This window comes from Pseudomonas sp. RIT288 (assembly GCF_000631985.1).
Classification (GTDB): domain Bacteria; phylum Pseudomonadota; class Gammaproteobacteria; order Pseudomonadales; family Pseudomonadaceae; genus Aquipseudomonas.
Genome location: NZ_JFYN01000043.1, coordinates 261,642 through 275,971, shown reverse-complemented (window position 1 = coordinate 275,971; position 14,330 = coordinate 261,642). Strand labels below are relative to the sequence as shown.

Sequence of the window (14,330 nt, the reverse complement as noted above, 5' to 3'; positions counted from 1 at the left end):
TCACATAGTTCCAATTGTAGGAGTGAGCCTGCTCGCGATAGCGGTGTGTCAGTCAACCTGAATATTGAATGTTCATACGCAATCGCGAGCAGGCTCACTCCTACAGGAGATTTGTTGGTGTTCAGGCTACTGCGGCAGTCTTTTCAGCCTCGAGTTCCCGCACCAACGGCAGCACACGTTTGCCGAAATACTCCACCTCCTCCTGAAAGTGCAGAAAACCCGCCAACACCAGATCCACCCCCACCGCTTTCAGCGCCACAATTCGCTCGGCGATCTGCTGGGGCGTGCCGATCAGATTGGTCTTGAAGCCATCGTTGTATTGCACCAGATCCTCGAAGGTGGATTTCGCCCAATTGCCCTCACCTTCCGGCGACGCCCTGCCCGCCTGCTTCGCCGCATCGCCAAACGCGTTCACCGCTTCCGGATCGGCCTGGTCGATGATCTGTGCCAGCACGGCGCGCGCCTCTTCCTCGGTGTCGCGGGCGATGACGAAGGCGTTGACGCCGATCTTCACCGAATGATTGTTGGCCGCCGCTTTGGCGCGGATGTCATCGACCTGCGCCTTGATCCCCTCGACGCTGTTGCCATTGGTGAAATACCAGTCCGAGACCCGCGCCGCCATGTCCCGTGCCGCGCGGGAACTGCCGCCCTGGAATATTTCCGGGCGACCCAGCGGTTTCGGTTTGAGGGTGTAATTGTCGAAGCGGTAGAAGTCGCCGCGAAAGCTGAAGTTGTCCTGGCTCCAGATCCCGCGCAGTGAGCGGATGAATTCTTCGGAACGCCGGTAGCGCTCGTCGTGTTCCAGCCAATGCTCGCCGATGGCCTGGAATTCACCCTTGAACCAGCCGCTGACGATGTTCACCGCAATGCGGCCGTTGGTGAGTTGATCGATGGTCGCCAGTTGCTTGGCTGCCAGCGCCGGCTGCCATGGCCCCGGCAGAATCGCCGCGATCACCTTCAGCTTGGTGGTAGCCGCCAACAGCGCATGACTGAACGCCACCGACTCATGCTGGAACTCGGCGCCGTAACCGGCGGTAAAGCGGATCTGCGTCAGGGCATACTCGAATCCCGCCGCTTCGGCGAGTTGCGCCAGCTTGCGGTTGTAGTCGATGCCCCAGTCGGTGCGCTGCTCGATCTTGCTGACCACCAGGCCGCCACTGACGTTCGGCACCCAGTAGGCGAATTTCACGTTTTGCTTGCTCATTGGCGTGTCCTCGGGACATTGGGAAAGTCAGTGGGGACAGAGCAGCAAGCGTGCCAAGGTTCAAGTGCCCGGTTTTATTGGGTTTCATGGGTTTTTGACTGCACTGCTGGAGGGTGCTTTGTTGTGTGGGTGTTGGGTGGGCAACAGTTGGATTTTGAGTTGAAAGGGCTGCCCCCATCGCGAGCAGGCTCACTCCTGCAGGGAGAACGCATTTCAAATGTAGGAGTGAGCCTGCTCGCGATGGGGCTTTACGGGTCGCCGCAACACCTGGAAATGAGTAACATGTCAGCCCTTCCCCGCAGCCCTTCTGCGCCCTGCCGAATAAGCCGATTCCATGCCTTTCGAACTCAGCGTTGACCTCACCACCCTGGCCGTTCTGGCCCTTGTCGCTTTCATTGCCGGTTTCATCGACGCCATCGCCGGCGGCGGCGGTCTGTTGACCACCCCGGCGCTGCTCACTGCCGGCCTGCCACCGCATCTGGTGTTGGGCACCAACAAACTGAGTTCGACTTTCGGCTCGGCCACCGCCAGTTTCACCTTCTACCGACGCAAACTGTTCCACCCTCGACAGTGGATGCACGCGATCGTCGGCACCCTGGTCGGCGCGCTCACCGGTGCTGTCGTCGCGCACTACCTGCCGGCGGAATGGCTGAACAAGATGCTGCCAGTGATCGTCTTTGCCTGTGGCTTGTATCTGTTGTTCGGCGGCACGCCAAAAGCGCCGCTGGACAGCGACGCCCCGATCAAGAAGAAATGGCAATCGACCCAAGGTTTCAGCCTCGGCTTCTACGACGGCGTGGCCGGCCCCGGCACGGGTGCGTTCTGGACGGTCAGCAGCCTGCTGCTCTACCCGATCGACCTGGTCAAGGCCAGCGGTGTGGCGCGCAGCATGAACTTCGTCAGCAACATTGCGGCGCTGTCGGTGTTCGTGTTTTCCGGGCAAGTGGACTGGATCATCGGCCTGAGCATGGGCCTGTCGGTGATGGTCGGCGCCTTCTTCGGGGCGCGCACCGCGATCAGCGGCGGCGCCAAGTTCATTCGTCCGGTGTTCATCACCGTGGTGCTGGGGCTAACCGTGCGGCTAGCCTGGCAACATTGGTTCAGCGTGGCCTGAACGGCGCGCCACATAGACGTCGATCAGGTAACGGGCAATCGATTTTGACGCCGGCAACGGCGGCAGATCGTGCACGTTGAACCACTGGGCATCTTCGATCTCGTCTTCCTGACAGATGATCTCCCCTCCGGCATATTCGGCATGGAAACCGAGCATCATCGAATGCGGGAACGGCCAGCACTGGCTGCCCATGTACTGGATGTTCTTCACTTCGAGGCTGACTTCCTCGCGCACCTCGCGAATCAGGCAGTCCTCCGCCGACTCGCCCGGCTCGGCGAACCCGGCCAGCGTGCTGTAGACCCCGGTGACGAAGCGCGGTGAGCGCGCCAGCAGGATCTCGTCGCCACGGGTCACCAGCACGATCATGCTCGGCGAAATCCGCGGGTAACTGCGCAGGTCGCACGGCTGGCAATACATCGCTCGCTCACGCGGCACCTGCGTCATCGCCTGCCCACAGTTGCCGCAGAAGCGATGTTCGCGCGCCCAGGTGCCGATCTGCGCGGCATAGCCCAGCACTTTGTAGACGGTGTGATCGCCATCGAGCATGAACGCCCGCAGGCCTTTCCAGTTGCAGCCCGGCACGTCGCTGGAACGGTGCAATTCCAGCAGGTACACCGGCTCGCCATCGAGATGACCGATGCCGTGTTCGGCGAGGATCGACAAATCCTGACGCTTGAGCCATTCCCGCGGGAACAGCACGCCGTTGTCATCGAACAGAAAGCCCTCGGGGCTGCGCGCCACGGCCCAGCCGCCGGGTTGATCGGTGTCCAGTACTGCAGTGGTCCAGCGAGCTGTCATGGTTTCTCAATCCAGAAATTCGGGTTTCTGTTTACTCATATGGGCGGCCATGGCCACGCGCAAGTCGGTGGATTGCAGCATGGCGGCGTTCCAGGTGGCAACGTATTCGAGGCCATCGTCGATGCGATGGTCGCGCATGTAGCTGATCATTTCCTTGGTGCCGGTGACCGCAATTGGCGATTTGCTGGCGATGTCGCGAGCAATGTCCATCACGCCTTCGAGCAGCAGATCCTTGTCGGCGTAAACGCGATTGACCAGACCGATGCTGCGCGCTTCTTCTGCGCCGAAAGTGCGACCGGTGTAAGCCAGTTCACGCAGCATGCCGTCACCGATGATCCGTGGCAACCGTTGCAAAGTGCCAACATCGGCGGCCATGCCGATATCGATTTCCTTGATCGAGAATTGCGCGTCTTCGGCAGCGTAGCGCATGTCGCAGGCGGCGATCAGGTCGATGGCGCCACCGAGGCAATAGCCTTGAATCGCCGCCAGTACCGGTTTGCGGCAGTTGTCGACCGCATTGAACGAGGCTTGCAGGGTGAGAATCTTGCGCCGCAGCAGGCGCGCGTTACGGCCGACATCCTTGCCCAGTTCGTTGGCGACGCCAGCGAGCATCATCAGGTCAATGCCGGAGGAAAAGTGTTTGCCGTTGCCGCTAAGCACCACTACCCGCACTTCGTCGGTGTCATCGATCCACTGGAAAATCTCGACGATCTCACTCCAGAACGCGGCGTTCATCGAGTTGATCTTTTCCGGGCGATTGATCTGCACATGAGCGATGTTGTCGGCCAGTTCGACGCTGAAGGCGGTGTATTGAGTCATGGCAGTGATCCTTTACCGGGCAGAAAATGAGGCCCGAACTATAACAAGGCATCACGATGGCGGTTCGGCCAAATGCGGGACTGACTGCCAAAAGGTCAGGTAGGTGCCATCAATCCGTGTAGGAGCTGCCGAAGGCTGCGATCTTTTGATTTTCAAAGTCAAAAGATCGCAGCCTTCGGCAGCTCCTACAGGGTTTTGTATGCGCAGCAAAAAATTCTAACCGCCCTTCACCGCCACATACGCCGCCGTCTCATAAGGCACCGTCAGCACATGCCGCCCACGCAACGCCGGCTCCGAGGCAATCAGCGCGCGGATCTGCTCATCAACCTTGTCCCGTTGCGCCTGCGGTAATGCCGCAATGAAACTGGTGGAGCGCACACGATTGAAAATCACGTCCTCGGGTGAGCCGGTGTGCCCGTGATGAAACTGCTGCAATTGCAACGCCCCGAACGCCGGATGCGGAAACGCCTGGCGCCATTGGCCGGTGTAGTAACGCGGCGTGTCCCCCTCCAGCGCGTTGACGATAGCGTCGAGTTTCGGCACCCAACCGACCTGCGTATCGCGCAGGTTCCAGATCAGGCCAAGCTTGCCGCCGGGCTTGAGCACGCGGGCGATTTCGCTCAAGGCTTCTGTGGTGGCGAACCAGTGAAATGCCTGCGCGCAGACCACTGCATCCACCGACGCGTCGGGCAACGGCAGATCAGTCGCAGTGCCGCTCACCGCCAGCACCTGCGGCCAGGCAGCGGAAAGTTTTTCCAGCATCTGCGCGACCGGTTCCACCGCGATCACCTGCGCGTCGGTCGCCACCAGCCGTCCGGTGAACTTGCCGGTGCCGGCGCCCAGATCGATGACGGTCTTGTGACTGTCCAGACCCAGCGTCTGCGTCAGCCACTGACTGACCTGCGGCGGGTAGTCCGGGCGGCCCTTGATGTAGGTGTCAGCGGCAGTCTTGTAGCCGGCAGCAGCGGAGTGATGGACCTGATCTTTCATGGCAGTTCCTCGTGTGTCAGCGCCGGGTCATGACAAGGCGCTGGATGGACGGCAGGCGTTCTCGAGCATAACGCCGCGATTTGCGCGTACCTTGAACAGAGCCTGACAAAGCAATGAATAAAATGCCGTGCTGTGGTGTTCAAAGTGAAACATAACCCTCTGTGGAGCCTTGCCCATGACAATCCGTTCCGTTATGTTCGCCGCCCCGTTACTGCTGGTGACCGCACTGTCCGTATCAATGGCGTTTGCCAACGGTGACGAGAGTGAACCCGTGCAGAAGCCCGACTGCCCCAAAGGCCAGGTCTGGGACAGCAAATCGCAGAAGTGCGTGCTGCAGACCAGCAGCGCCGTGCCGGATGCCGATCGTACCGATTACGCCTACCGATTGGCCAAGGGCGGTCGCTACGAAGAAGCCCTGGCCCTGCTCGACACTCTGCAACAACCAAACACCGCCAAGGCCCTCAACTATCGCGGTTACGCCACGCGAAAACTGGGGCGCACCGATGAAGGCATCGGCTATTACCTGCAATCGGTGAAACTCGATCCGCAGTACGCACAAGTGCGTGAATACCTCGGTGAGGCCTACGTGATCAAAGGCCGCATCGACCTGGCGCAGGAACAGTTGCAGCAGATCAAATCGATTTGCGGCACCGCCTGCGAGGAATACCAGGACCTGGCTGAAGCCATCAACGATTCATCGAAAACCTGACATAGATAAAGGAACGCCATCATCGTCAGCGATCAGGCATTCAGAGCGGAACTCGGACAGCATCTGGCGCGGCTGTGGCGCTACGGCCTGCTGCTGTCGCGCAATCGGCACGTGGCCGAGGATCTGGTGCAGGCCACGTGTGTGCGGGCGCTGGAACGTGCCGGCCAATATGTGGCCGGCACGCGCATGGATCGCTGGCTGCTGAGCATCCTGCATTCGATCTGGCTCAACGAAGTGCGCGCCCGCCGGGTGCGTCAGGGTGCGGGACACGTCGATGCCGACGGGCAGCTGGCCTTCGACGGCGAATATGCTGCGCAGACTCATGTGATGGCGGCGCAGGTGATTCGCCGGGTCGATGCTTTGCCGGAAACCCAGCGCGAAACCGTGTACCTGGCGTATGTCGAAGGCCTGTCCTACCGCGAAGTCGCCGAGATCCTGCAAGTGCCGATCGGGACGGTGATGAGCCGTCTGGCCACCGCGCGCCTGAAACTGGCCGAGTACCCGCCCCTGCAAGCCGTGCCGAAAACTACCGGAGGTGATCGACCATGAACAAGCCCTCCGACGAACAACTGGTGGCCTACCTCGATGACGAGCTGGACCCTGCGTATCGCAGCCAGCTCGACAGTGCGATTGCCGACGACCCGTTGCTCAGCCTGCGCGTGCAATGGTTCGAACGCAGCAGTCTGCCGTACAAGGATGCCTATGACGAACTGGCGCAACAGGCGCCGCTGGAGCGTTTGCAGGCGCGCCTCGATGCCATCCCTGCCCCCCAGCGGCCAGGCCTGAGCCGACGCTGGTTCATCGGTGCGGCCGCCGCGAGTCTGCTGGCTGGCGGCGTATTGGCTGATCGTCTGTTTATCGCCTGGCGGTCACAGCAAGCGCATGACTGGCGCGCCTTGGTGGGCGACTATATGGCGCTGTATGTGCCGCAAACTCTCGATCATCTGCCGAGCGACGAAGCCAGCCAACGCGTGCAATTGCGTACGGTGGACGCGCGGCTCGGTCTGAACCTGTCACCGGCGCAACTGAAGTTGCCGGGCGCCGAACTCAAACGCGCACAAATGCTCGAGTACGACGGTGTACCGATTGCGCAACTGACCTATCTGGACGCCAGGCATGGGCCGCTGGCCTTGTGCGTGACCCGCTCCAACAGCGGCAGCCGGCCTTTGGCGCACGAACGGCGCCACGACATGAACGTGGTGTACTGGACCGAAGGTGAGCATGCGTGGATGTTGATCGGGCACAACCCGGCGTTGGAACTGGAAGATCTGGCCAAGCGATTGATCGGACGGTTGAGCACATGAGTGCCGCTGCCATTATGCTGAGCGAGTGATTATCCAAGGAGGAAGCCTCAATGCAGATTTCACCCCGCACCGCCCTGCTGGTCATCGACGTGCAGAATGACTTCACCCCGGGCGGCCAACTGGCCGTCCCCGAAGGCGATCTGATTGTCCCGCTGATCAATCGCCTCAGCGGCCTGTTCAAACAGGTGATCATTGCCCAGGATTGGCACCCGAGCGGCCACGCGTCGTTTGCCTCAAGTCATCCCGGGCGCAAACCGTACGAGGTCATTCAGTTGCCCTACGGCGAGCAGACGCTCTGGCCGGATCACTGCGTGCAAGGCACCGCCGGTGCCGAGTTCCACCCCGAATTGAACCTGCCTCACGCGCAACTGATCATCCGCAAGGGCTGCAACCCGGACATCGACAGCTATTCGGCGTTTCTCGAAGCGGACCGGCGCACCACCACCGGACTGGCCGGTTATCTGAAAGAACGCGGTATCGACACGGTGTACATGGTCGGGCTGGCGCTGGATTTCTGTGTGATGTTTTCGGCGCTGGATGCGCGGGCGGCGGGGTTCAATGCGTTTGTGGTGCTGGATGCCTGTCGCGCCATTGATATGGATGGCTCACTGGCGGCGGCGATGGAACGGATGCAGTCGGCCGGGGTTGGCTTGATTCAGTCGAACCAACTCCTCTGACCAACACGCCACTCCCTGTAGGAGCTGAGGCAAGCTGCGATCTTTTGATTCTGATTTCAAGAACAAGATCAAAAGATCGCAGCCTCGTTTCACTCGACAGCTCCTACAGGGGTTTGATGCTCAGCTGGTAGTCGGCAACCACAACCTGAACCGCGCCCCACCCAGCGGCGAGCTTTCCACCGTCAGCGTCCCGCCCTGCGCTTCCAGCGCCCGACGGCTGATCGCTAGGCCAAGGCCAAAGCCACCGGTGGCGCGGTCGCGGCTGCGATCGAGGCGATAGAACGGCTCGAAAATCCGCTCACGCTCGTCATCCGGGATGCCAATCCCATCGTCGTCGACCCAGATCCCGCAGCCATCGGCGCTGACCTGCACGCCAATCTGAATACGTTTCTCGCAATAGCGCATGGCATTGCGCAGCAGGTTCTGGATCGCCCGGGCCGTCAGGCGCGGATCCAGCGTGAAACGTTCGAGCTGACCGTGCAGCAGCACATCGATGACGATGTCCGGTGACTCCAACTCTTCATCGACGCTGCCCAGAATGCTGTCGATGAACTCATCCAGCGAAACCTCAACCTGTTCCGGTAATTGCGCCGGATTCTGCAGGCGGCTGTAAGACAGCAATTCCAGTACCAGCTCATCCAGTTCACGAATGTGCGCGACCAGCCCTTGCAGGCGCTCGCGACTGGTTGCCGGCAAATCATCGGAGAGCGCCAGGGCCAGGCCGAAGTCGAGCCGGGTCAGCGGTGTGCGCAATTCGTGGGAGACCGCATTGAGCAGGTCGCGCTGCTGGTTGAGCAGATCCTCGATGTCGCCGGCCATGGTGTCGAACACGTGGGCCAGGCTGCCGATGTTGGAACGGGCGGGGATTAGCGTGCGCTCGTTCAGGTGGCCCTTGCCGAAGCGTTCGGCGGCGCCCTTGAGGCGTTCCAGATCACGCCAGTGCGGGCGAATCCATAGCAGCAGGCAGGCGAGCATGCTCGCACCGATCAGCACGTTGATGCTCCAGTACAAAAGATTGACGTCGAGCGGATCCGGCGGCACCACCATTTGCACGGCGACGTCATCGTTCAGCGGTGTGACCGCCAAGGTGCGCCATCCCCAATCGCCGATACGCACCACGTTTTCCCCGCTACGCAGACGCGCCTGCTCGGGGGCGGTGAACGCGGCGTCGTCGATGCGCGCCAGAACGATGTGCAGCGGCTGGAAGTCCTTGTCCATCGACTGCGCCAGCGCTGGCCACTGCTCCTGCGGCACCGCGTGAAACTGTCGGGTGATCAGCGATTGCAGGCCGCGCGAGTAGTCGAGGTTGTAGGTAATGAAGCGCTCACGGAACACCATGATCACCAGATCCGGCACCAGATAGATTGCCGCGCTGTAGGAGACGATCGTCACCAGATACAGGCGAAACAGGATTCTGAACATCAGCTCAGCATTCCCATTCGGAACGGCTGAACAGGTAACCCTTGCCCCACACGGTCTTGATCTTGCGCGCCTCGCCGGCGTGATCGTCGAACTTGCGCCGCAACTTGGAGATCGCCACATCCACCGAGCGGTCGGTGCCGTTGAACTCGATGCCGCGCAGACGTTGCAGGATCTGATCACGGCTCAGCACTTCCCCGGCATGCCGGGCCAGCACCACCAGCAAATTGTATTCGCCACTGGACAGCTCGACCGGTTGCTCGCGCCAGGTCACGGTGCGCTCGGACAGGTCGATGCACAGATTGCCCATCACAATCCGGTCATTGACCGTCATCGGTTCACCGAGGCTGCTGCGCCGTAGCAAGGTCCGCACCCGGGCCAGCAAAACCCGTGGCTCGCAGGGTTTGGTCACGTAATCGTCGGCGCCCATTTCCAGGCCAAGTACCTGATCGTGACTGTCGTCGCGGGCGGTCAGCATCAGGATCGGCAGTGTTGCCGAATCCGCCCGCAGCAAACGGCAGACCTGCAAGCCGTCGAGACCGGGCAGCATCAGGTCGAGAATCACCAGGTCCGGCGGATTGATCCGCGCCCGTTCACGCACATGGTCGCCACGGCCGATCACACAGACGGAATAACCGTTGCGCTCCAGGTAGCTGGAAATCAGTTCGGCGAGGGCGGTGTCGTCTTCGACCAGGAGGATGTTGGGCATGGGGTGATCCAGGAAAGTACTGTGGCGACTGTTCGGGCCTCATCGCGAGCAGGCTCACTCCTACATGACAACTCCGCCAGACACAAAATCTGTGACCAACACCAGCCTTGTAGGAGTGAGCCTGCTCGCGATAGCGGATTATCTGTCGCAATAATTTTCAAGGCGTAAAGGATATACGCCCTCACCCTTCCCTGAGTAAAACCCTTACACAATTTCACACAGCGCCTACAAAGCTTAACCGCTACCCTCCGCGTCTGGCCTTAGCATGCGGGCTTCAATATTGGGGGTGGTACATGTCAAAAAATCTTCTGGCCGGGCTCGGTCTGATCGCCGCTGCGCTGTTGCTGAGCGCCTGTGACTCGTCCTCGAAGGCCGAAGAAGAAGCGCCGCCGGCCACCGTACGCATCGAGACTATCGAGGCCCGCCCCCTATCGATCAGCAGCGAACTGAGCGGGCGTATCGCCGCGCCACGCATCGCCGAAGTGCGCGCCCGGGTGGCCGGCGTGGTGCTGCAACGGACCTTCCGTGAAGGCAGCGACGTGAAAAAGGGCGACGTGCTGTTTCGCATCGACCCGGCACCGTTCAAGGCTGACCTGGACAGCGCCGAAGCCGCGCTGCGCAAGGCCGAGGCCAATGCCTTCCAGGCCAGGCTACAGGAGCAGCGTTACGCGCAGTTGATCGACGACAAGGCCATCAGTGCCCAGGATTACGACAATGCCCGCGCCAGTACCCGGCAGACCGCCGCCGACGTGGCGGCCAATAAAGCCGCCGTGGAACGGGCGAAATTGAATCTCGGCTACGCCACCGTCACCGCCCCGATCTCCGGACGTGTCGGCCGCGCGCTGGTCACCGAAGGTGCGCTGGTCGGGCAGAACGAAACCACGCCGCTGGCGCTGATTCAGCAGCTCAATCCGATCTACGCCGACCTCACCCAGTCAACCCGTGAGCTCAATGAGCTGCGTCGCGCGTTCCGTTCCGGGCAGTTGCAGGAAGTCGGTCAGGATCAGGTCAAGGCCACGCTGATTCAGGATGACGGCAGCCTCTATCCGTTACCGGGCAAGTTGCTGTTCAGTGACATCAGCGTCGATCCGGGCACCGGCCAGATCATTCTGCGCAGCGAGTTCCCCAATCCCGATCTCGATCTGCTGCCGGGCAGTTTCATCCGCGTACGCCTGCAACAAGCCACCGTACAGAACGGCATCACCGTACCGCAACGGGCGGTGCAGCGTGACAGCGCAGGTATCGCTCAGGTGCTGACCGTCGACCAGCAGATGCGCGTGGCCCAGCAGCCGGTACAACTGGGCGCGGTGCAGAACGACCGCTGGATCGTCAGCGGCGGCCTCAAACCCGGCGACCGCATTGTCATCGAAGGCCTGCAGCACGCCCGTCCCGGCGAAAAAGTGCAGATCGACGACACCCCTCTTCCACTTGCCCAGACCTCTGGTCAGTAAGCAGGACGCTTTCATATGCCGCAGTTTTTTATCGATCGCCCGGTGTTCGCCTGGGTTGTCGCCCTGTTCATCCTGTTGGCCGGTGCGCTGGCCATTCCGCAATTGCCGGTGGCACAGTACCCCGACGTCGCGCCGCCTCAGATCGAAATCTACGCGGTGTACCCCGGTGCCTCGGCGCAGACCGTCGATGAAAGCGTGGTCAGCCTGATCGAGGAGGAGCTCAACGGCGCCGATCACCTGCTGTACTTCGAATCGCAGAGCAGCCTCGGCAGTGCGACGATCAAAGCCACCTTCCAGCCGGGCACCAACCCGGAGCTGGCCCAGGTCGATGTGCAGAACCGCCTCAAAGTGGTCGAGTCGCGCCTGCCGCAAGCGGTGAACCAGCAAGGTTTGCAGGTGGAGAAAGTCTCTGCCGGCTTCCTGCTGCTGATCACCCTGACTTCCAGCGACGGCAAGCTCGATGACGTGGCGCTCAGTGACTATCTGGCGCGCAACGTGATGAACGAGGTCAAACGCATCGACGGCGTCGGCAAAGCGCAGTTGTATGGCGCCGAACGCGCGATGCGGATCTGGATCGATCCGCAGAAGCTGATTGGTTTCAACCTGACCCCGGCCGACGTCAATGCGGCTATCGTCGCGCAGAACGCGCAGGTATCGGCGGGCAGCATTGGCGATTTGCCCAACCCATCCTCGCAGGAAATCACCGCAACCATTCTGGTCAAGGGGCAGTTGTCGACCCCGGAAGAATTCGCCGACATCGTGCTCAAGGCCAATCCCGACGGCTCCACCGTGCGCATCGGTGATGTGGCGCGTGTCGAGATCGGCAGTCAGGAATACCAGTTCGGCACGCGCCTCAACGGCAAGCCGTCCACCGCCGTCGGCGTGCAGTTGGCGCCGGGGGCCAATGCTCTGGCAACCGCCACATTGATTCGGGCGAAGATGGATGAGCTGTCGCGCTACTTCCCGGCCGGCGTCGAATACAAGATTCCCTATGACACTTCGCCGTTCGTGAAGGTCTCGATCACCAAAGTGGTGTACACCTTGGGCGAGGCGATGTTGCTGGTGTTCGCGGTGATGTTCCTGTTCCTGCAGAACATCCGCTACACGCTGATCCCGACGCTGGTGGTGCCGGTGGCCCTGATGGGCACGTTCGCCACTATGCTCGCGCTGGGTTTCTCGATCAACGTGCTGACCATGTTCGGCATGGTGCTGGCCATCGGCATTCTGGTGGACGACGCCATCGTCGTGGTGGAGAACGTCGAGCGGATCATGGCTACCGAAGGCCTGTCGCCGAAAGAGGCGACGCGCAAGGCGATGAAGCAGATCACCGGCGCGATCATCGGCATCACTCTGGTGCTGGTGGCCGTGTTCATTCCGATGGCATTCATGCAGGGTTCTGTGGGGGTGATTTACCGGCAGTTCTCGCTGTCGATGGCGACCTCGATCCTGTTCTCGGCGTTCCTCGCCCTGACTCTGACGCCTGCACTGTGCGCAACGCTGCTCAAGCCGATTGCCAAGGGCGAGCATCATGAGAAGAGCGGATTCTTCGGCTGGTTCAACCGCCGCTTCGAGCAATTGACCGATCGCTACCAAGGTTGGGTCGGCTACGCCCTGAAGCGCAGCGGGCGTTATCTGCTGATCTACGGCGTGCTGCTGATCGGTATGGGGTTGTGCTTTGCGCGCCTGCCCTCCTCGTTCCTGCCGGTTGAGGATCAGGGGTACACCATCACTGACATTCAACTGCCACCCGGGGCGACCAAGAACCGCACGGTGCAGGTCGCCGAGCAACTTGAAGCGCATAACGCTGGAGAGCCCGGTATCAGTGACAGTGTGGTGATTCTCGGCTTCAGCTTTTCTGGTAGCGGGCAGAACGCGGCGCTGGCCTTTTCCACGTTGAAGGATTGGTCGCAGCGCAGCAGCGATGACGCGGCAAGCTCGATTGCCGACCGCGCCAACATCGCCCTGAGCCAGATCAAGGACGCCATGGCGTTCTCGGTACTGCCACCGCCCGTAGATGGCCTCGGCACGTCGAGCGGCTTCGAATTCCGTCTGCAGGATCGCGGCGGTCTCGGTCACGCGACATTGATGCAGGCACGCACCGAATTGCTCGCCGCCGCAGAGAAAAGTCCGGTGCTGATGAATGTGCGCGAAAGCGCGCTGGCCGAAGCGCCGCAGGTGCAACTGGAAGTGGACCGCAAGCAGGCCAACGCGCTGGGCGTGTCGTTCGCCGACATCGGCAACGTGTTGTCCACCGCCGTGGGTTCCTCCTACATCAACGACTTCCCCAATCAGGGGCGCATGCAGCGGGTGGTGGTACAGGCCGAAGGCGATCAGCGCAGTCAGGTTGATGACCTGCTGAAAATGCACGTGCGCAATAACGCCGGGCACATGGTGCCGCTGTCGGCGTTCGTTCAGGCGAAATGGACCCAGGGTCCGGCGCAACTGACCCGCTACAACGGTTACCCGGCGATTGCGATTTCCGGCGAACCCTCGCCCGGGCACAGCACCGGCGAGGCCATGGCAGAGATTGAACGGCTGGTCGCTCAGGGGCCGAAAGGTCTGGGTCAGGAATGGACCGGGCTGTCATTGCAGGAACGTTTGTCCGGCAGTCAGGCGCCGATCCTGCTCGGTCTGTCGCTGCTGATCGTGTTCCTGTGTCTGGCGGCGCTGTACGAGAGCTGGTCGATTCCGACCTCGGTGCTGCTGGTGGTACCGCTGGGCGTGCTCGGCGCGGTGCTGGCCGTGACCTTGCGCGAGATGCCCAACGATGTGTTCTTCAAGGTCGGCCTGATCACGATCATTGGTCTGTCAGCGAAAAACGCGATCCTGATCATCGAATTCGCCAAGAGCCTGTATGACGAAGGCCACGATCTGATCGATGCCACGTTGCAGGCAGCGCGCCTGCGTCTACGCCCGATCGTCATGACTTCGCTGGCGTTCATCCTTGGCGTGGTGCCGCTGGCCATCGCAACGGGTGCCAGCTCGGCGAGCCAGCAAGCCATTGGCACCGGGGTGATCGGCGGGATGATCACGGCAACGCTGGCGGTGATCTTTGTACCGTTGTTTTTTGTGGTGGTCATGAAGCTCGTGCAACGCTTCACCACACCTCGCTGATCCCTGTGGGAGCGGGCTTGCC

The 14,330-nt window shown here is 61.3% G+C and carries 13 protein-coding genes; 7 read left to right on the top strand and 6 right to left on the bottom strand.

Going from position 1 to position 14,330, the window contains the following annotated elements:
- Positions 1-121 precede the first annotated feature (121 nt).
- Entirely contained in the window at positions 122-1,204 is a 1,083-nt protein-coding gene (gene sfnG, locus BW33_RS26530; RefSeq protein WP_047602355.1) for a dimethylsulfone monooxygenase SfnG, read from the bottom strand.
- A 334-nt stretch (positions 1,205-1,538) separates the two neighbouring features.
- Here sfnG and BW33_RS26525 point away from each other — a divergent pair, with 334 nt between their 5' ends.
- Positions 1,539-2,318 (top strand): TSUP family transporter, encoded by a 780-nt coding sequence (locus tag BW33_RS26525; RefSeq protein WP_007951261.1) that lies wholly within the window; start codon positions 1,539-1,541, stop codon positions 2,316-2,318.
- On the opposite strand, the gene nudC is transcribed toward BW33_RS26525, so the two are convergent.
- The 3 genes from nudC to BW33_RS26510 form a co-directional block, all read right to left on the bottom strand.
- Positions 2,286-3,116 carry an NAD(+) diphosphatase gene (nudC, locus tag BW33_RS26520; RefSeq protein ID WP_047602352.1) on the bottom strand — a complete coding sequence of 277 codons (831 nt, stop codon included), beginning with the start codon at positions 3,114-3,116 and terminating at the stop codon, positions 2,286-2,288. The genes BW33_RS26525 and nudC overlap by 33 nt on opposite strands.
- Before the next feature lie 6 nt (positions 3,117-3,122).
- Positions 3,123-3,935 (bottom strand): crotonase/enoyl-CoA hydratase family protein, encoded by an 813-nt coding sequence (locus BW33_RS26515; protein ID WP_047602349.1) that lies wholly within the window; start codon positions 3,933-3,935, stop codon positions 3,123-3,125.
- Between the two features lie 216 nt (positions 3,936-4,151).
- Entirely contained in the window at positions 4,152-4,925 is a 774-nt protein-coding gene (locus BW33_RS26510; RefSeq protein ID WP_047602346.1) for a class I SAM-dependent methyltransferase, read from the bottom strand.
- Between the two features lie 175 nt (positions 4,926-5,100).
- Here BW33_RS26510 and BW33_RS26505 point away from each other — a divergent pair, with 175 nt between their 5' ends.
- The 4 genes from BW33_RS26505 (at position 5,101) to pncA (ending at position 7,615) form a co-directional block, all read left to right on the top strand.
- Positions 5,101-5,634, top strand: a complete 534-nt coding sequence (locus BW33_RS26505) for a tetratricopeptide repeat protein (RefSeq protein WP_047602344.1) — start codon at positions 5,101-5,103, stop codon at positions 5,632-5,634.
- A 90-nt stretch (positions 5,635-5,724) separates the two neighbouring features.
- Complete coding sequence (locus tag BW33_RS26500) at positions 5,725-6,183, top strand: sigma-70 family RNA polymerase sigma factor (RefSeq protein ID WP_236645244.1); 459 nt, start codon at positions 5,725-5,727, stop codon at positions 6,181-6,183.
- Positions 6,180-6,938: an anti-sigma factor family protein gene (locus BW33_RS26495; RefSeq protein ID WP_047602342.1), complete on the top strand. Its 759-nt coding sequence runs from the start codon at positions 6,180-6,182 to the stop codon at positions 6,936-6,938. Before BW33_RS26500 ends, BW33_RS26495 begins: the two co-directional genes overlap by 4 nt.
- A gap of 50 nt (positions 6,939-6,988) precedes the next feature.
- Positions 6,989-7,615, top strand: coding sequence for a bifunctional nicotinamidase/pyrazinamidase (gene pncA, locus BW33_RS26490; RefSeq protein WP_047602334.1), 627 nt, complete (start codon positions 6,989-6,991; stop codon positions 7,613-7,615).
- Positions 7,616-7,735: 120 nt separating this feature from the next.
- Here the strand turns inward: pncA and BW33_RS26485 are convergent, their stop codons facing one another.
- Both BW33_RS26485 and BW33_RS26480 read right to left on the bottom strand, forming a co-directional pair.
- Positions 7,736-9,037: an ATP-binding protein gene (locus tag BW33_RS26485; RefSeq protein ID WP_047602331.1), complete on the bottom strand. Its 1,302-nt coding sequence runs from the start codon at positions 9,035-9,037 to the stop codon at positions 7,736-7,738.
- A gap of 4 nt (positions 9,038-9,041) precedes the next feature.
- Positions 9,042-9,743, bottom strand: coding sequence for a response regulator transcription factor (locus tag BW33_RS26480; protein ID WP_047602328.1), 702 nt, complete (start codon positions 9,741-9,743; stop codon positions 9,042-9,044).
- A gap of 293 nt (positions 9,744-10,036) precedes the next feature.
- Between BW33_RS26480 and BW33_RS26475 the strand changes: the two genes are divergently transcribed.
- A complete protein-coding gene (locus tag BW33_RS26475) occupies positions 10,037-11,194 on the top strand; it encodes an efflux RND transporter periplasmic adaptor subunit (RefSeq protein ID WP_047602326.1) in 1,158 nt (385 codons plus the stop codon).
- A gap of 15 nt (positions 11,195-11,209) precedes the next feature.
- Positions 11,210-14,308: an efflux RND transporter permease subunit gene (locus tag BW33_RS26470; protein ID WP_047602323.1), complete on the top strand. Its 3,099-nt coding sequence runs from the start codon at positions 11,210-11,212 to the stop codon at positions 14,306-14,308.
- The last annotated feature ends 22 nt before the right edge of the window (positions 14,309-14,330 follow it).

What these genes read in the sequence shown, in the direction of transcription:
- BW33_RS26505 (WP_047602344.1), top strand. Translation starts at nt 5,101, where the DNA reads ATGACAATCCGTTCCGTTATGTTCGCCGCCCCGTTACTGCTGGTGACC.
- nudC (WP_047602352.1), bottom strand. Translation starts at nt 3,116, where the DNA reads ATGACAGCTCGCTGGACCACTGCAGTACTGGACACCGATCAACCCGGC.
- BW33_RS26470 (WP_047602323.1), top strand. Translation starts at nt 11,210, where the DNA reads ATGCCGCAGTTTTTTATCGATCGCCCGGTGTTCGCCTGGGTTGTCGCC.
- BW33_RS26475 (WP_047602326.1), top strand. Translation starts at nt 10,037, where the DNA reads ATGTCAAAAAATCTTCTGGCCGGGCTCGGTCTGATCGCCGCTGCGCTG.
- sfnG (WP_047602355.1), bottom strand. Translation starts at nt 1,204, where the DNA reads ATGAGCAAGCAAAACGTGAAATTCGCCTACTGGGTGCCGAACGTCAGT.
- pncA (WP_047602334.1), top strand. Translation starts at nt 6,989, where the DNA reads ATGCAGATTTCACCCCGCACCGCCCTGCTGGTCATCGACGTGCAGAAT.
- BW33_RS26510 (WP_047602346.1), bottom strand. Translation starts at nt 4,925, where the DNA reads ATGAAAGATCAGGTCCATCACTCCGCTGCTGCCGGCTACAAGACTGCC.
- BW33_RS26495 (WP_047602342.1), top strand. Translation starts at nt 6,180, where the DNA reads ATGAACAAGCCCTCCGACGAACAACTGGTGGCCTACCTCGATGACGAG.
- BW33_RS26485 (WP_047602331.1), bottom strand. Translation starts at nt 9,037, where the DNA reads ATGTTCAGAATCCTGTTTCGCCTGTATCTGGTGACGATCGTCTCCTAC.
- BW33_RS26515 (WP_047602349.1), bottom strand. Translation starts at nt 3,935, where the DNA reads ATGACTCAATACACCGCCTTCAGCGTCGAACTGGCCGACAACATCGCT.
- BW33_RS26480 (WP_047602328.1), bottom strand. Translation starts at nt 9,743, where the DNA reads ATGCCCAACATCCTCCTGGTCGAAGACGACACCGCCCTCGCCGAACTG.
- BW33_RS26525 (WP_007951261.1), top strand. Translation starts at nt 1,539, where the DNA reads ATGCCTTTCGAACTCAGCGTTGACCTCACCACCCTGGCCGTTCTGGCC.